This window comes from Sphingobacterium sp. SRCM116780 (genome assembly GCF_021442025.1).
GTDB lineage: Bacteria > Bacteroidota > Bacteroidia > Sphingobacteriales > Sphingobacteriaceae > Sphingobacterium.
Map to the genome: position 1 here is coordinate 258,181 of NZ_CP090446.1, position 18,006 is coordinate 276,186.

General features: G+C 35.8%; 16 protein-coding genes. 8 read left to right on the forward strand and 8 right to left on the reverse strand.

Going from position 1 to position 18,006, the window contains the following annotated elements; translation table 11 throughout:
* Positions 1-14: 14 nt before the first annotated feature.
* Positions 15-548 carry an RNA methyltransferase gene (locus LZQ00_RS01055; RefSeq protein ID WP_234511166.1) on the reverse strand — a complete coding sequence of 178 codons (534 nt, stop codon included), beginning with the start codon at positions 546-548 and terminating at the stop codon, positions 15-17.
* Between the two features lie 112 nt (positions 549-660).
* On the opposite strand from LZQ00_RS01055, the gene rpsT reads away from it, so the two are divergent.
* Complete coding sequence (gene rpsT, locus LZQ00_RS01060; protein WP_045753328.1) at positions 661-915, forward strand: 30S ribosomal protein S20; 255 nt, start codon at positions 661-663, stop codon at positions 913-915.
* A gap of 146 nt (positions 916-1,061) precedes the next feature.
* Here the strand turns inward: rpsT and LZQ00_RS01065 are convergent, their stop codons facing one another.
* Together LZQ00_RS01065 and LZQ00_RS01070 are read right to left on the reverse strand one after the other, a co-directional pair.
* On the reverse strand, positions 1,062-1,904 hold the full coding sequence (locus LZQ00_RS01065) for a DUF1080 domain-containing protein (RefSeq protein WP_234511167.1): 843 nt from the start codon (positions 1,902-1,904) through the stop codon (positions 1,062-1,064).
* 43 nt (positions 1,905-1,947) lie between these two features.
* A complete protein-coding gene (locus LZQ00_RS01070; protein ID WP_234511169.1) occupies positions 1,948-2,781 on the reverse strand; it encodes an AraC family transcriptional regulator in 834 nt (277 codons plus the stop codon).
* 403 nt (positions 2,782-3,184) lie between these two features.
* On the opposite strand from LZQ00_RS01070, the gene LZQ00_RS01075 reads away from it, so the two are divergent.
* Positions 3,185-4,675 (forward strand): succinate CoA transferase, encoded by a 1,491-nt coding sequence (locus tag LZQ00_RS01075; protein ID WP_234511171.1) that lies wholly within the window; start codon positions 3,185-3,187, stop codon positions 4,673-4,675.
* A 146-nt stretch (positions 4,676-4,821) separates the two neighbouring features.
* On the opposite strand, the gene LZQ00_RS01080 is transcribed toward LZQ00_RS01075, so the two are convergent.
* The 4 genes from LZQ00_RS01080 to LZQ00_RS01095 are packed head-to-tail and all read right to left on the reverse strand — an operon-like array spanning position 4,822 to position 8,040.
* On the reverse strand, positions 4,822-5,763 hold the full coding sequence (locus tag LZQ00_RS01080; protein WP_234511173.1) for a glycerophosphodiester phosphodiesterase family protein: 942 nt from the start codon (positions 5,761-5,763) through the stop codon (positions 4,822-4,824).
* Positions 5,764-5,775: 12 nt separating this feature from the next.
* On the reverse strand, positions 5,776-6,288 hold the full coding sequence (locus tag LZQ00_RS01085) for a shikimate kinase (protein WP_234511174.1): 513 nt from the start codon (positions 6,286-6,288) through the stop codon (positions 5,776-5,778).
* A gap of 8 nt (positions 6,289-6,296) precedes the next feature.
* Entirely contained in the window at positions 6,297-7,493 is a 1,197-nt protein-coding gene (locus LZQ00_RS01090) for a BT_3928 family protein (protein WP_234511176.1), read from the reverse strand.
* 1 nt (position 7,494) lies between these two features.
* Positions 7,495-8,040 (reverse strand): DUF1599 domain-containing protein, encoded by a 546-nt coding sequence (locus tag LZQ00_RS01095; RefSeq protein ID WP_234511178.1) that lies wholly within the window; start codon positions 8,038-8,040, stop codon positions 7,495-7,497.
* A gap of 187 nt (positions 8,041-8,227) precedes the next feature.
* On the opposite strand from LZQ00_RS01095, the gene LZQ00_RS01100 reads away from it, so the two are divergent.
* The 6 genes from LZQ00_RS01100 (at position 8,228) to LZQ00_RS01125 (ending at position 17,588) form a co-directional block, all read left to right on the forward strand.
* Complete coding sequence (locus LZQ00_RS01100; RefSeq protein ID WP_234511180.1) at positions 8,228-9,025, forward strand: HipA family kinase; 798 nt, start codon at positions 8,228-8,230, stop codon at positions 9,023-9,025.
* Positions 9,003-9,386, forward strand: coding sequence for a DUF3037 domain-containing protein (locus tag LZQ00_RS01105; protein ID WP_234511181.1), 384 nt, complete (start codon positions 9,003-9,005; stop codon positions 9,384-9,386). Before LZQ00_RS01100 ends, LZQ00_RS01105 begins: the two co-directional genes overlap by 23 nt.
* 70 nt (positions 9,387-9,456) lie before the next feature.
* The gene (locus LZQ00_RS01110; protein ID WP_234511183.1) at positions 9,457-10,266 is read left to right on the forward strand and encodes a serine O-acetyltransferase; all 810 of its coding nucleotides are present in this window, start codon (positions 9,457-9,459) and stop codon (positions 10,264-10,266) included.
* Positions 10,267-10,268: 2 nt separating this feature from the next.
* Positions 10,269-11,141: a cysteine synthase CysM gene (gene cysM, locus LZQ00_RS01115; RefSeq protein ID WP_234511185.1), complete on the forward strand. Its 873-nt coding sequence runs from the start codon at positions 10,269-10,271 to the stop codon at positions 11,139-11,141.
* Positions 11,142-12,473: 1,332 nt separating this feature from the next.
* Positions 12,474-15,695 carry a SusC/RagA family TonB-linked outer membrane protein gene (locus LZQ00_RS01120; protein ID WP_234511187.1) on the forward strand — a complete coding sequence of 1,074 codons (3,222 nt, stop codon included), beginning with the start codon at positions 12,474-12,476 and terminating at the stop codon, positions 15,693-15,695.
* A gap of 12 nt (positions 15,696-15,707) precedes the next feature.
* Positions 15,708-17,588, forward strand: coding sequence for a RagB/SusD family nutrient uptake outer membrane protein (locus LZQ00_RS01125; RefSeq protein WP_234511188.1), 1,881 nt, complete (start codon positions 15,708-15,710; stop codon positions 17,586-17,588).
* Positions 17,589-17,683: 95 nt separating this feature from the next.
* Here the strand turns inward: LZQ00_RS01125 and LZQ00_RS01130 are convergent, their stop codons facing one another.
* Complete coding sequence (locus LZQ00_RS01130) at positions 17,684-17,971, reverse strand: hypothetical protein (RefSeq protein WP_234511190.1); 288 nt, start codon at positions 17,969-17,971, stop codon at positions 17,684-17,686.
* Positions 17,972-18,006 lie beyond the last annotated feature (35 nt).

Genomic DNA, 18,006 nt, shown 5'->3' on the forward strand with positions numbered 1-18,006 from the left:
TAATTGATAAAAAATTAGCAAAACTTGCTTTTTTGAATAAAATCCCAAGATACAATGCCAATTGTGACAGAAACATTAAAAGAATGTTTGGTTCCAAATTGAGGAATTTCGATACAATGGTCGATGTGTTCCATCACCTCTTCGTCTACACCATTTACTTCATTGCCAAATATTAAAGCATATTTAGCTTCTTTTAATGGGGTAAACTCTTGTAGCATGATACTATTTTCCGCTTGTTCAATCGCAATAATGGTGTATCCTTGTTCTTTTAATAGGTTAACAGCTTTTGTTGTTTCTTGAACATGCTCCCATGGAATAGACTGGGTAGCGCCAAGTGCAGTTTTTTCAATCTCGCGATGAGGAGGAGTTGCGGTGATGCCACATAAAAATATTTTTTCTATAGCAAACCCATCAGCTGTCCTAAAAGCTGATCCGACATTATGCATACTCCTCACATTATCTAGCACTAACGTGATAGCAGTTTTCTCTTGATTTTTGAACGTTTCAACATCAGCACGTTGCAGCTGATCCATTGATAATTTTTGCATGATGCAAAGATAAGTATAGAAAACTTTAAAATAGATTTTGAATATTAGAAATAAGATGTTATTTTTGCATTCCGAATTTTAAGTAAAGAACGAATAAAAATTAGCTAAAAAAATGGCAAATCATAAATCAGCGATCAAAAGAATTAGAGCAAACGCTACAAAGCGTTTAAGAAACCGTTACCAAGCAAAAACTACTCGTAACGCAATTAAAAAATTACGCACTACTGCTTCAGCAGAAGAAGCTAAAACTTTATTGCCTCGTGTAATTTCTATGCTTGATCGTTTGGCTAAGAAAAATGTTATCCACAAGAAAAAAGCTTCTAACAACAAATCTAAGTTAACTAAGTTTGTTAACGGATTAGTTTAAGCTTTTTAGTATAAAATTTAAAGGGATACAGTTCTCTGTATCCCTTTTCTTTATGTTTGTACTTTACCTGGATTTTCTCTTTTCCAAGCGAATGAATGTAAATAAAAAGTGTCGAGATTTCGACACTTTTTTTATGCACTTCCTTTCTATTTTTTCATTACTTCTGCGATAACCTTTTTTAGTTTCTCTGGATTTTTCATATAAGGTGCTAGATCATATAATTCAACCTTTTTGAAATCTATAGGGTGGCTCTCACTTTGTAATGAAATACTTCCTTTACTGATTAATTGACCATCTTTCTTTTGTTTAGGGTCGAAGTTGCTCACATTACCGCCCCCATATTGCGGTTTTTCATATTCCAACACCAAATCTCCGTTTACGAAATGTTGAATAATAGAATCTCCTAAAACTAGAAAATCTGCTGTTACCCATTGATCCCCATGATATGTTTTTGATGTAGAACTGAGACAGTGAGGAGTAAATAATTTTCCTTTGATAACCACATTGGTTCCCGGTGTACATAAGTTACTTGTGGTGCGTTCATTTTTTCCATCACCACCTAACAATTGGCCTTCAATCGAAATCGGAAAGTCTTGATCCTTAAGCATGGTTTTAGGATCCTGACCATGTAACATAGCGCCGCTGTTACGCCATGCCCAACCTTCTCCTCCATTCGCTTGATCGCCTACGAAACGGTATTGAACACGTAATATATAAGCAGAAAACTCTTTGTTGTAGAATAAGTGACCATATTGTTGATCAAATTGATCATAGCCATCGTATCTTACTTTTAATAAACCATCTTCTACACGAAAAGTATTCGCATAGTTTTCACCAACGTTGTGTTTACTAATTTTGGGAGTCCAATTTTTAATATCCTTCCCGTTGAATAATTGAATGGCTTTTGGTTTTTTGTGGAGAGATGAAGCATTAACAAAAACGCATAGTGCAATTCCCGCCAAACCAAAAAATAGTTTTTTATAATTCATTATTAAGATTTTAGGTATCCGCGACCTAAAATACTTAAAAAAATTAGATTAACAATTCTTTTTGTTTAACATATTCGCTAGGTCTTACTCCAATAACTTTATTGAATGTATTGCTAAAGGTTGGCAAACTGCTATAGCCTACTTTTAGTGCAACCTCGTTAACACTCAACTTTTCATCTAAAAGAAGTTTTAGCGCTGTTAACATTCTGAGTATGGTATAGTATTGAATAAAAGACATATTCAATTCTTTTTGAAAGAGTCTTGCTAAAGTACGTTCACTAATGTTGAATTTTTGAGAGAGGACTTTGAAACTGACATTTTCCTCAATACGACTTTCCAAATAGGTCACAATATCCTTTAGTTTCTGATTATTTGGATAAGGTAAGGCCAATGGAAGTTCATGCTGAGAGATTTCTGGTAGCAAGAGTTTAAAAGCTTTTGCTAAAGAATATTTAGGTTCTTCTACAGGAAAGATATTTCCATTCCAACGATTTGTAAACATGATCAATTCATTTAATAGATCATGAACAGGATAGATGTTTACTTTTTTATAGAACTCTTGATCTGTTTCGTATTTCGGGAAATAGAGATTACGCATCACCACCTGAGGTGTGCTAGGATGTATGCTATGTCGAACTCCCGCTGGGATCCATATATAATGTCTAGCTGGAAGAAAATAAGACTTTTCTGCCGTTTTTAAAAAAACAACACCACCTTCTGTATATAGAAATTGATCCTTATTGTGAACGTGCTCAGGGATAAAGTTTTCACCAATAATCGCATGATGACAGTAGATACTATCCTCAAAAGAGTCAACCTCTGTTACATAATAACGATTGACATATTTTGGATCAATTATAGTGCTTTTTTTATTCATGTTCTTTGCAGTTTCCGTTACAAAGTTAAAATTTTTATGCAATAGCGATGTATTTCTTCACGAATGTAAGTCGTTACTCACCTCTATTACTTACTGTTTTAACCTTGTAAGTAAGTGTGTATTACATTTTAATACTTTTTATTAATTGTAATTGTTTGATTATTAGTTGATTAATTTTTTAAATTCTAATTGTTAATCTGATCAATCTGTGTAATTTTAAATGTTAATTTCTGATTTATAACCCATTACAAATGTATCGTCTTTATTGGATAATTTTGTGACGAATTGCAATAAGTTGGAGCAAAAAAAATAACCTAATATTGTTTATGCTAATATTCAAACAACTAAATAAATATATCTAGTGTGAGAATATTAGTAAATTGAAGAAATAAGTTAAAAGTATATGTCGTACGATAGAATTAAACTGGAAAGTTTACATGATAAAGTAATTACAGCAGAGCAAGCTGCACAGCTATTTAAAAATGGTATGGTCGTTGGCTCAAGTGGATTCACAAAAGCAGGCGATAGTAAGGTTGTTTTGCCAGCATTGGCAGAACGTGCTAAGACAGATCCTTTAAAAATAACATTGATTACAGGTGCGTCCTTAGGACACGGTACAGATGGTAAATTGGCTGAAGCAGGTGTTTTGGCTAAGCGTATGCCCTTTCAAGTTGATCGTATATTAAGAGGGAAGATTAATGCTGGTGAGGTTTTATTTATAGACCAACATTTAAGTGAAACAGCCGAATTATTACATAATAAAAATTTGGCAGCTGTTGATATTGCCGTTTTAGAAGTGACAGCAATAGAGGCTGATGGTAGTTTTATTCCAACTACATCTGTTGGAAATTCAGCGACTTTTGCTGCTTTGGCGAAACAAGTAATACTGGAAGTAAATACAGCAGTTCCAATGGCTATTCGCGGTATTCATGATATTTATCAGGCAGAAGATTATCCCAGAAGAAATGTAATACCTATTGTTGCTCCTGAAAATAAAATCGGAAGAAAAACGATCGCTTTAGATCCAGCTAAAGTCGTTGGAATAGTCTTTACCAACATTGAAGATAGTCCGGCAGATATTGCAGAACCAGATGATAAGACAACGGCTATTGCGAGCCATATTCTAAGCTTCTTTGAAAAAGAGGTCGCAATGGGACATTTATCAGAAAACCTATTGCCTTTACAAGCTGGCATTGGTAAAGTTGCCAATGCTGTTTTGACGGGTTTTAAAAATAGCAACTTCCGTAATCTGACTATGTTTTCAGAGGTATTGCAGGATAGTACTTTTGATCTGATTGATGCAGGGAAAATAGATTTTGCTTCGGCTTCTTCTATCACTGTTTCCAAAGCATGCTATGATCGTGTATTTGCAAACTTGGATAAATACAGAGATAAAATGGTTTTAAGACCACAGAATATCTCAAATACTCCAGGATTAATTCGTCGTCTAGGTATTATCGCAATTAATACAGCGATTGAATTTGACATTTATGGCAATGTGAACTCTACGCATACTTCTGGTACCAATATTATGAATGGTATTGGAGGATCAGGAGATTTTGCTAGAAATGCATACTTAAGTATTTTCGTGACTCAAGCAGCTTCAAAAGAGGATCGTATCTCCCATGTATTGCCCATGGTATCTCATGTGGACCACACCGAGCATGATGTAGACATCTTGGTAACTGATATTGGTTTAGCTGATCTAAGAGGTCTAGCACCTCGGGAACGTGCAAAAGTAATCATTGAGAATTGTGTACATCCTGATTATAAGGAACAACTACAAGACTACTATGACCGAGCTTGTGACCGAGGAGGACATACTCCACATATCCTAGAAGAAGCCTTTAGCTGGCATGTCCGATTACGTGATCAGGGTACAATGAAGAAATAATCCGATAAAACAAAATAGGCATCTACAGATGCCTATTTTGTTTTATGAAACTCGTTTTAATCAAAAGCAAAAGTATGATAAATCATTGCTTTTTCTTACTCCTAATAAGAAAAGATCTTTTTAATCCGGATGTATCGTTAGCAGGTTTATTGAATAAACTTGGATGTAATGTTTCTTTTTTTGATATAAAAATCTAAGACCCGACCAGCTTCAAGAGGTCGGTCTGTACTTAAGATATCTGCCCCATTTTCAATAAATTTGGCATACAATTGATCTCCTTTTTGTTTCGCTTGTTTATCTAAGTTACCCAGTGTGCCTAAGATACACATAATGCCATGATTATGAAGCTCATTGATCAAGCTTTTGTCAGCTTCTCTAGTTCCAATGAAAGCAACAATTCTATTATCAGGGATATCCCGGTCATTTAGACGTCGCAAATCAGTGGCATTTTTTATAGGTGCTGATAACATTAAATCTGAGGCTAAATTATGAACAATTGAAGCTTGACTTGCCGAGTAAGTAATGATTACAGCATTACTTTCTGCTTTTTGATTACGAATAGCCCGAATCACTAAATCATAAGGAACTTCTTGTTTCACATCCAATGTGAAAACAACTTTTCCTTTACCCCAAGCTAAGGCTTCTTCTAAAGTCGGAATTCGGTAAGGCGTTAATTTAGCATTCGAATCTTTTAGTCTCAAATTCTTTAACTCTTGAAGTGTGCTTGATTCAACTTGACCAGAACCATTGGAAGTTCTATCCAAGGTGTTGTCGTGCATCAGTACCAAAACAGAGTCTTTCGTTAAGCGCACATCACATTCTACAATGATAGGTCTATAACTGGCATTAAATGCAAAAGTCTCAATTGCATTTTCAGGATAGCCTGTTGTAGGTCCCCCGCGATGAAGGCTGATAAGCGGATACCGATTTTCATCATATGTTAAAAATTGATAAAGCTCTTCTACTGTTTTTAAATTCAGGTTTTTATTGTTTACTAATACGTCCGTTGAAGTACTATTTCTAAAACAAGAAACAAAGAAAACAGGAATAAAAACAATAAAAAGAAAGCATTTTATTTTGCTAATCATATGAAAAGGATGTTATAGCTGTTTTTGTAATAATACGATAAGCTCCTCTACAGATGTGTTCATATGATCAATAACCAAATGTGCCTGACGGTAAAAAGGTTCTCTCTCTATCAGTTTTTCGTCAATAAAATCAAATAATTCTTGCTCTGTTTTTCCAATTAAAATAGGTCTTTTATTCGGTTTTGATTGAGATAAGCGGTCAAATAATGATTTAGTAGACATCTGTAAGTAAACAGAAATACCATTTTCATTCATCCATTGCATATTGTCAAAAAAACAAGGAGAGCCGCCACCTGTAGAAACAATTACTTCTTGATTTGCTGTTTTTTGTAACTGTAACCGTTCTAATGCTCTGAATTTCTCCTCACCGTGTTGTTGAAAATACTCTGTAATTGACATCCCAACCTCTTTGACGATTTCATCGTCTGTATCAATGAAAGGTAATGCTAATTTATTTGCTAGTTTCTTGGCTAACGTGGTCTTCCCACTGCCCATGTAGCCAATTAAAAATATAGGTTTAGGCATACTTATTATTATTTATCTAAACTTAAATATTGATCTTCGATCTCTTTTGCTTCAGGAAAAGAGTTGTAATGCCATTTATTAATTACTGTTCCTGATTTCAACAGTAGAATCCCAGGATTGGCACGTACCATACTTTTAAGAGGAATAAGATCGGCATAGAATACCTCTGAAATCAAATGCAATTTATCACTTAAATAATCCGATTCTTCAGACGAACTTGCAGTTAATAACACAATTCTCAGATTATAGCTCTCTGTTAGTGTTGTCGCGATCTTATTTATCTTCTCAATAGCATCTATATTGGATTTTGATAAATCTTTTGCTACGATTATTAAATTGTAATACGGATTGTTGATAATTTCTTGAGTATGATCGTTACCTTCGGCATCTGTAATCAACAAATCTGGAATAGGTATTTGATAACCTTTTTTTATTAACCTGCTTTCTGGTTCGCCTATAATTTCCCAATTTGTATCTTCCCAAACCTTCTCAGACATATAGATTTTATCTGTGATTTTTTTTGTTTCCCCAGTCTTCACATTTTTCATGTTGTAGATCTGTTCATAAACATCGCCCTCTTTCCCTTTTGGCAATACCATCAATGCTGGTATATTGTTGCCAACTTTATAGGGTAAAAAATCAATAAATGGCAGGTAGTTGACGGTATAAATGCCAATTCCAAAAGATATAACAGCTGTTACTGTAGCCAAAAGTCCACGGCTAAACGAATTTTTTATAAGTGGGTTGATCTGGTTGCGGTATATGAAAATAATCAGGATGAGCACGAGTAATACAAGATCCTTACCAAATGATTGCCAAGGAGTCAATGGAATGGCATCACCAAAACATCCACATGAAGTTACGACTTCAAAAAATGCCGAGTAAAAGGTTAGGAAAGTAAAGAAGATAATCAGGAGCAAAAGGCCCCACGCGACTAAACGTTTGTAAAAACCTAGTAATAACCATACCCCCAATATAATTTCAAATGCACAGATAACTACGGCAATTGTTGTCGCGTAATCATTTAAAGCGTCTAGGTGAAATACATGAAAATATTCTTCTAGTTTATAGCCAAATCCGGTCGGATCATTTGCCTTAATAAAACCTGAAAAAATAAATAATAAGCCAGTGAATAAGCGAGCGAACCAAAGAAGGTAATTGGTTTTTTGACTTTTATTGTGATTGTTAACGATCTCTGATGCCATTTTATTTGGTATTAGCTAATCCCATTTTTATTAAAGCGAAAACAGCATAATTCAACATATCTTGATAGTTGGCTCTGATTCCTTCAGAAGCAATAGTTTCACCATCATTATCTTCGATTTGTTTAACACGATGAATCTTCATTAATATCAGGTCAGTCAGCGAAGAAATTCGCATATCACGCCATGCTTCTCCATAGTCGTGGTTTTTTGCAAACATTAAATCCCTGGTTTCAGTTACTTTTTCGTTATATTTTTCATTCACAAAATTAGGATCTAAGTTCTCTTCTCCTTCCTCTCCCAATTCAAGCTGAATCATTCCTATGATACAGTAATTGATGATACCAATGTACTCCTCTAGAATTCCTTCACCCACTTTAGAGACCTTTTTAATTTCCAAAGTCCGGATACGTTGTGCTTTGATATAGATTTGATCGGTAATGGAGGGTAACCTCAAAATTCGCCAAGCTGTTCCATAATCTTTCGTTTTTTTGATAAACAAATCTTGGCAATGCTGGATAACGGTATTATATTCCTGAGTTGTGTTCATAACTATTTTTACGTATTTCACCAGATATATGAAGTGAACTATTGTCACAAATATAATTAGAAATAACCATTTTTAAGCGTCACAGTTGTGTCCAATTTGGATGAAATCCTACAATAAAAAGGAAAAATGTTGATATTTGATTAAAGGATTTATTGCTTGGATAGTAGAAATCAAAAAAGTCAAAAAAATGAGTACTAAAAAACCAGAAATAAGAGAGGTAAAGATTACACGCTATTTACAACCTTTTCGTGAAGGAGGATCGTTGCCAGCGTTGGTTGATGCAGACGATGGTTTTAGCTATGTCATTAAATTCAGGGGAGCAGGCCAAGGAAAAAAAGCATTAATTGCAGAATTGATAGGAGGTGAGTTGGCTCGTTTACTTGATCTTCGTATGCCTGAGATTGTTTTTGCAGACCTGGATGAATCTTTTGGTCGGACAGAACCAGATGAAGAAATTCAAGATCTGCTGAAATTTAGCATAGGTAAGAATTTGGGTGTTCATTTTCTAAATGGAGCAATTACATTTGATGCAAACGTTGACCAGATTAGTGGAGAAGAAGCTTCTCGAATAGTATGGTTAGATGCTTTATTAATGAATGTCGACAGAACTGTTCGAAATACGAATATGTTAATATGGCACCATGAATTATGGCTAATCGATCATGGAGCCTCTCTGTATTTTCATCATAGTTGGGATAATTGGGAGGAGCAAGCTCTAAAACCATTTGTTCAAATAAAGGATCATGTGCTGTTGAAAAATGCCAGTCAAGTTTCAGAGATTGATGCAAAATATCGTCCTCTTTTTACAGAAGAAGTAATCCGCAACATTGTAGATGTTGTACCTGATGAATGGTTGGATGATGAAACGAGAAACCTAAGTGCTCGTGATGCTCGAGAAGTTTACGTGTCATTTTTAAGAAATAGATTAGCGCATGCCGATCACTTTTTAAATCAAATAGAAGATGCCAGAAAAAACATTGTATGAGTATGCAGTGGTACGACTGGTACCACGTGTAGAGAGAGAAGAATTTATTAATGTTGGTGTAGCATTGTACTGCAGGAAACATCGGTTTGCGAATATGTTGTTCCAAATTGATGAATCTCGTGTTCGATTATTATGTCCTGACGTTGACATGCACATGATAAAAGCACATTTAAAATCATTTGTCAACATCTGCACAGGAGCAAAAGAAGGCGGAAAACTAGCCTTGCTGGATCAGACTGAACGTTTTCGGTGGTTGACAGCAAAAAGAAGTACGGTTATTCAGTGTTCGGCTGTACATCCAGGATTGTGTGAAGATCCAGCAATAACTTTACAATTACTTTTTGAAAAATTAGTTTTGTAAAATTGTATATTTTATCTACCATATAAGTATAGTATATTTGTGTTGTTATATAACAATAAGGCCTAAAGCCATGAATAATTTTTACGAACATATTTATCAAAAACAATTGGAGGTATTTGAAATGCCTTCCAATAAAAAAATATCGAGCTGGGCTGTCCATATTTTAGATTTATTGTTTCCAGAGCGAAATGCTGGTGGAATAAAATCGGTGGAGGATGTGAAGCTCGCTTTTGGACAATCCGAGATAGAATTGGAACAATTGCTAAGCAAATCCAAGGCTTGTGAAGTATGCGATCACTTTCGAGTAGCACAAGATTTTTTTCAATCTTTACCAAGCCTATATGCGTTAATGAGTGCGGATGCTGAGGCTTTAATAGCAGGAGATCCTGCAGCTAAAAATCATCGAGAAGTTATCCGTACGTATCCAGGTTTTTTTGCGATTAGTATTTTTCGAATTGCGCATAAGCTACATGAACTTGGTGTCCCCTTGATACCTCGTATTTTAACAGAATACGCACATTCTAAGACAGGTATTGACATCCATCCAGGGGCAAATATCGGACATCATTTATACATTGACCATGGTACAGGTTTGGTGATAGGAGAGACTTGTGTGATTGGTAATTATGTTAAACTATATCAAGGAGTGACTCTTGGAGCATTGAGTGTAGAGAAAGTGCTCTCGAATGTAAAGCGTCATCCTACCATAGAAGATTATGCGATTATCTATTCAGGAGCAACTATTTTGGGAGGAGATACAATTGTCGGTCATCATTCTATTATAGGAGGAAATGTTTGGTTAACGAATTCCGTTGAACCCTACACGACCGTTTATCATCAAGCGCTTACTAAATTCATTGATTCCAAACCTTTAATATAAATATGGGAAACATCATAGACACCATTGGAAATACACCGTTAGTCGAAATCACGCAGTTTCACGAAAATAGAAAGGTGAAAATCTATGCGAAAATGGAGGGAAATAACCCAGGAGGTAGTGTAAAGGATCGAGCAGCCTTGAATATGATTCGTTCGGCAATCGAAAGAGGCGAAATCACGAAAGATACGAAACTGATTGAAGCAACAAGTGGGAACACAGGTATTGCTTTAGCTATGATCGCAGGGATGTATGGCTTGCACTTGGAATTAGTGATGCCCTCTACCTCTACACGAGAACGTACATTGACGATGGAGGCATATGGAGCAAAAGTTATCTTGTTAGATACGATGGAGATCTGTCGCGACTATGCGGAAGAGAAAGGTCGTACTGGAGAATATTTCATTTTGAATCAGTTTGCCAACCCCGATAATTATGGAGCTCACATCAAAACGACTGGCCCAGAAATTTGGCGGGATACTGAAGGAAAGATAACCCATTTCGTGAGTGCTATGGGGACAACAGGTACGATAATGGGTAATTCTATTTATTTAAAGGAACAAAATTCTGCTATTCAAATTGTTGGTTGTCAACCCACCGAAGAATCTTCTATTCCTGGAATTCGCCGTTGGCCTGCAGAATATTTGCCAAAAATATTTGATCCTTCCCGTGTCGATCGGATCATTGATATATCTCAAAAAGAGTCTACCGAAATGGCTAGAGAACTGGTGAAGAGAGAAGGAATATTTGCAGGTATGAGTACAGGAGGTGCATTTGCTGCCGCTTTAAAAGTTGCAAATGAACTTGAAGCGGGTGTTATCGTTTTCATTGCTTGTGATCGCGGTGACCGTTATTTAAGTTCTGATTTGTTCGCATAAATTTAATTTATCCATTTTGCAAAGAGCTATTCAAATCTGAATAGCTCTTTTTTTATTATGTTCCTCATGGATATGCATGGAAATCTCTATTCCTATCTAACACTCATACTAACCTGAGTTTGAGAATTAATCCTTATAAAATTGTAATACTGATTATCTTAAATATGTGCACCCTGTCATAATAGATCAGGTCAAGTAAGAAAATGTTTGGAAGTATTGGGATAGGAGCTAAGTCGTTATCAAATTCTAATTTACCTTGTATTTTAAACGAACTTTGTTCGTACTTCAAACGTACCTGATTCGTTTTTGTTCGAACGAGGTACGAACAAAGTACGAATCAGGTACGAACCAGCTCCCTACTAGTTTACCAGTTGAACCCCATGTTTTATACTGTGTCTTATCCTGAATTATCCTTACAGCATTCGGATAGTTAAACGGTTAAATCCTTACAATTATAAAAAGCTATACGGATATATCCTTACATTGGTTTTTCTTGGTACGGATATCTCCTTACAGCTGAGCTATGCTATTTTTGGTTTTTAATGATTTCCTGACTGTGTCTTTGCACTGGTGTGATCATTTTTTAGCTCATATGTGGTCCTAACATTATTGTATCTTTCTATCGCTCTGTACACAGGTTCAATAGCCCTTGAGTAAGACTGAAAGGTGTTTATCCTGAATTATCACAAAATATGTAGCTGTCTATTTTATAATATGATTAATTGGGAGATATGTAGTTACCCACAATGTTAATCAACATTGTGGATAACCTATTGACTGGATACTAAGCTTTTCCACACATGTGTATTTAAATGTTGAAAACTTCAAACGCTCAAATACTACTTTTAGCCTATTTAAATCAAGTCTTTGTTATCTAAATAGTGCTTTATTAAAGCGTAATTCATTATTATTAAATAATTTTGAATTTTCTAGTCTATTTTTAGTGACCGAATGAAGAGCTTGGTAATTTTATCAATAGACTGCATCGCGATATGCTTATTCACATTCTAATGAGTTATTCACATAAAATTGTTGATAACTTCTTAATCCTTAAAGTTTAGCTACCCAATGGTTTTTAATGCTTATTTTTTGTAACCTAATTTTACCTATCAAATAAAAAAAGCTTATTTTTTTTCAAATTAGAATAATTTAGAGTATATTAGATGGTGTACATTATACAATCTTAGTGTTATGTATACAATACCAATTTAAACCCATTAAATCTACCAAAGATTCTGTTTTTCTTAATTATTGGCATTTTCTTGCCAAAGAAACAGCATTTTTCGTTGATTTAATATCATCTATCAACTATGTTAAACCAAATCAAAAATTATGAGTAATCTTAATTTAAATCAAAATCAATGGAAAAGAGCTTTTTGGATAGGAACAATATTTTCCTTATCTACTATTTTCCAATCACCAGTACTTGCAAATCCTAAGAGTCCTACTTTCTTACATGTTGCACAAGAAAAAATTACTGTTAAAGGCGTAGTAACTAATGCTGATAATGGATCTCCAATGGCAGGAGTAACCGTTTCTGTAGTCGGAACAAATCTAGCTACGACGACAAATCAAGATGGGGAATACAGTTTAAATAACGTTCCTATTCATGGTAAGTTGAATTTTCGAATGGTCGGAATGATTTCAACAGATGAGGAAGTCAAAGGTCGCACCAGTATTTTGGTTAGCCTGAGTAACTCAAACTCCAACCTAGATGAAGTGGTTGTGGTTGGATATGGTGTTCAGAAAAAGGAAACGGTTACCGGATCTGTAGTCGCGGTTAAAGGTAATGAACTTGCGAAATCACCTGCTCTAAATGTTTCGAATGCTTTAGCTGGTCGGGTACCTGGAGTCATTGCAACAAACGGATCTGCAGAACCTGGTTATGATGGTTCTACCATTAGTATTCGAGGTACAAACACCTTGGGAAATTCTAGCCCCTTAATTGTTATCGATGGAATCCCTGCACGTCAAGGTGGATTTGAACGTTTAAATCCAGCTGATATTGATAATATCTCCGTTTTAAAAGATGCCTCCGCAGCTATTTATGGAGCTCGAGCTGCAAATGGTGTTATTTTAGTGACGACAAAAAGAGGAACGAATGGTAAACCAAAATTATCATACAGCTTTAATAAAGGTTTTTCACAGCCAACAGTAATTCCAGAATTGACAGATGCTGTCGAATATTCAGAATTGAGAAATGAATTAGAGATTTATAAACTACCTGTATCTGAATGGGCGGCAGCACAAGAAGCCTTCAAGAGTACAGGCAACTATGTTCGTCCAAATAATACAACTGTTTCAGCTCCTTTTACACCAGAAGATGTTCAACTATTTAAAGATGGAACAGATCCTTGGGGACATCCAAATACAGATTGGTATGGTGAAACATTGAAAAACTGGTCACCACAAGAGAAACATAATTTACAAATAACAGGAGGAAATGAGGATGTAAAATACCTAGCTTCATTAGGTTACCAGAATCAAGATGGTTATTATAAAAATTCGGCAACTGGATATAAGCAATATGATCTAAGAATTAATCTTGATGCGAAGATTAGTAAATACATCACAACCAAATTTGGTGTTTTAGGTCGTCAAGAGAATCGGAATTTCCCAACCAAAGGAGCAGGGACCATCTTTAGAATGTTAATGCGCGGAAATCCTACACAACCTGCATATTGGCCAAATGGAATGCCTGGGCCTGATATCGAAAATGGTGAAAATCCTGTAGTCATCACGACGAATAAAACAGGATACGATAGAGACAAACGTTACTACTTCCAAACGAATGGACAAATTGATATTACCATTCCTTGGGTCGAAGGTTTGAAGTTCTCAGGAAATGCTGCGGTAGATAAATATATTAAGAAAACTAAAAAATGGGAAACGCCTTGGTATTTATATACATGGCAAGGAGCTTATGAAGCTGATGGAGTAACACCTCAATTGGTTGCCGGTAAACGTGGTCCTGCTGATCCTCGTTTAAATCAAGCGGACGAAGATCAATTGAATATTCTATTAGGCGGAGTATTGTCATATGATAAAGTGATCGGTGACCATACCTTTAATATTTTAGCAGGAGCAAATAGAGAAACAATTCAAAATGACAATTTTTCTGCTTATCGACGTTATTTTCTTTCCGATAATATCGACTATTTGTTTGCAGGTGGTGATGGCGAGAAAAATAATGATGGAGCAGCGTGGCAACGTGCGCGATTGAATTACTTTGGTCGTTTCAATTATAACTATAAATCTAAATACATTGCCGAACTACTTTGGCGCTATGATGGTTCCTATATGTTCCCTGGAAATTCTCGTTATGGATTCTTTCCTGGTGCTATGTTGGGTTGGGTGGCTTCTGAAGAGAAGTTTTGGAAGGATAATCTTGCCGCAATTAAGTATTTCAAAGTACGTGCCTCTTATGGACAAATGGGAAATGATAATATCGAGTACGATGGAGCTCTCCAAGAATACCAATATTTCTCTACGTATAAATTCGGAACCTATATTATAGGAGATGATTTGGTCAAAACATTGTACGAAAGCCGTGTTCCTAATAATTTTATCACTTGGGAAGTTGCCAATAACTACAACTTAGGTATTGATGCACAATTTTTAGGAGGAAAGATGAATTTCGAATTTGACATCTTTAAAAACAGTCGTAATTCTATTCTTTGGAGAAAAAATGCTTCCATTCCTCAAAGTACAGGTATGACATTGCCCGCTGAGAATATTGGAAAAGTAGATAATAAAGGATGGGAGTTCAACTTAGGGTATCGTGATCAAAAGGGAGATTGGGGATACAATGCTTCGGTGAACGGTGGTTATGCTAAAAATAAAATTATCTTTTGGGATGAAGCTCCTGGGGCTCCATTGTGGCAGCAAACTACAGGTAGAGTAATCAATTCTGGATTGTACTATCAATACGATGGCGTATTCAAAAACCAAGAAGAAATCAATAGTAACACGTTAGACTATTCGTCGATTACCAATAATCTTAGACCTGGGGATATGAAGTACAAAGACTACGATGGGGATAGTAAAATTACTCCAGATGATCGTGTACGTACAGATAAGAATACAAATCCTACTTTTCAAGGAGGTTTGAATCTAGGTCTTCGTTATAAAGATTTTGACCTTTCTATTTTGTTCCAAGGAGCAATGGGAGGAGAGGTTCGTATCGCAACTGACGAATCAGGAGCTATCGGAAATTATCTGCATGAATTTTATGAAAATAGATGGACTATCGACAATCCAAGTGCCGAACATCCACGTATCACGGATCGTTCAGATCAATATTATTCTGGAGGAAATACCTATTGGTTGCATTCAAATAATTATTTACGGTTAAAAAATGTAGAGATTGGTTATAATTTAAGTGCTAAAGTGACAGAGCGTCTCGGGATTTCAAGTTTCAGAATATATGCCAGTGGTATGAATTTGTTGACTTGGTCAAAATTAAAAATGTATGATCCCGAATCAACCAATACATTAGGACATTATTATCCTCAGGCCCGATTAATTAACACGGGTATACTTTTATCTTTCTAATTCGCTATTATTATGAAAACAATAAAATTATTCTATATACCGATTTCAGCCTTATTATTTACAGGGCTATTTGCAAGTTGTAATGATGATTTTGTCAATACAAAACCCTTGTCTGAAGTTCCGCAAGAATTAGTGTGGACAGACGCAGGATTAGCACAAGCATTTGTGAATGACTTATATAATGGCTTGGGACAAGGTGGTTTTAATGAGCAAATGTTAGCGTCATTAACGGATGAATCCATGTTTACGCATCCGGGAAGAGGTATAAATACCATTACGGAAAGTCGATCAAATCCAGCTGATCAGGGATGGATTGTTGACGCATATGAATATGGAAATATGTATAAACGTATCCGTGCGACTAATATCGCAATTGCAAATCTAATCGAGCCAAAGTTTGATAATGAAGCGAAAGCCAAACAAATGTTGGGCGAAGCTTATTTCTTGCGGGCTTATTATTATCAACAGTTGTTGCGGTTTTATGGAGCAATCCCGCTTATCACGAAGATTTATTCATTAGAAGATACGGATCTTACAGTTGCACGCAATACCTATGAGGAATGTGTCAATTTTATCGTTAAAGACTGTGATGATGCCGCCACATTATTGGCAGGGACAGCACGAGTAGATGGTCGTACGAGTGAAGCTGCTGCACTAGCATTGAAAGCGCGAGTTTTGACGTATGCTGCATCCGACCTGCATGATGTTCCTACAGCAAAAGCAAAATCAACTGTCATCTCTGCCTATGCAAATCCAGAATATCTGGGATATGTAACGGGAAATCGTAATGAACGTTGGCAAAAAGCTAAAACAGCGGCAAAAGCAGTACTTGATCAATCAGAATTAGCGTACAAATTGGATTTGTCAGCACCTGCCTCTCCAACGCAAGGAAGAGCTAATTATATCGCTTTAGCAATGGGAGGAAATTCAAAGGTTGCTGATGTCGATGCTAAACGCGATTTGATCTTTGGAAGATTCTTCAATGATTTAAAGGATGAAGCAGGTGCGTATGTTGGACGTAATAATGGACCAAATGGTTATCATAATTGGTCAGGAAATAGTCCAATACAATTATTGGTAGATGATTATGAAACATTGTCCGGAGAGAAGTTTGATTGGAATAACCCAACACATAAGGCAAATGTTTATAAAGATCGTGACCCTAGACTAGGCGCTTCTATTCTTTATGACGGTGCAACATGGAAACCTCGGACAGATGATGTCAAAAACAGAGATCCTTTTAATCAAATTCAAACTGGACAATATGAAATAACAAATGCTTCGGGAGTCAAATCTATTCAATATGGTTTAGATACGCGAAACTCTCCTGTCGAAGATTGGAATGGTAGTTATACAGGATATTACATGCGTAAATTTGTGGATGCTGATCCTGCTATGGTCGATCAAAATACCAGACAACACGTACCGTGGCCAGTTCTTCGATACACAGAAGCCGTATTAAACTATGTAGAAGCTTGTATTGAACTTGGAGAAGACGCTGAAGCAAGAACCTGGTTAAATAAAATACGCTTTAGAGCAGGTATGCCAGCCGTTACTGAATCAGGAGCAAGTCTGAAAGGGCGTTATCGAAATGAAAGACGGGTAGAGTTGGCCTATGAAGAACACCGTTTTTTTGATACACGTCGTTGGATGATTGCTAAGGAAACTTTAGGAAGACAGGTAACATTGATCAATATTTTTGGAACATTGAAAGCAGGTAAACTCGTTAGCTTATATCAGTACAACCCAGACAATTATAACTATTCGTATACTGTCAATACGATTGCTCCAGGAATTGAAAATAGAAATTGGTTAGATAAAATGTATTTTATCTCTATTCATCGAGATGAGATGAACAGGAATACCAAATTAATTCAAAATCCAGGATATTAATAGCTCCAGTAAGCTATTCAAAATTATACTTCGGACTGTATGTAACAGTCCGAAGTTATTTTATGATAAGCTCTTTTTAGCCCCTACCACTATCATTACAAATAAGTTTTAACGAGCTCTTCCCATTCATCATCTAAAGAACCTATATACGCTGGTTTTTTAGCACGGTTATACCAATATCGCGCATTCCAAAGATCTTTTTCCTTGCGGTGTAGGTAAGCATGAACATGTGCCGATTTTGCATCCTGTAGGTGATCTATGAGATCATGTGCTTTTTGCCAATCTCCTTTCTTATCCCACCACAGTGATTCCAACAAAACTGAAAGTTCAGGAGGAGGAAATGCCAAGGCAACAGAAGTTGAAAATTTTTCGAATGTTAACATAGTTCTAAAATAGAAAATATTGTAAATAAAAAGGA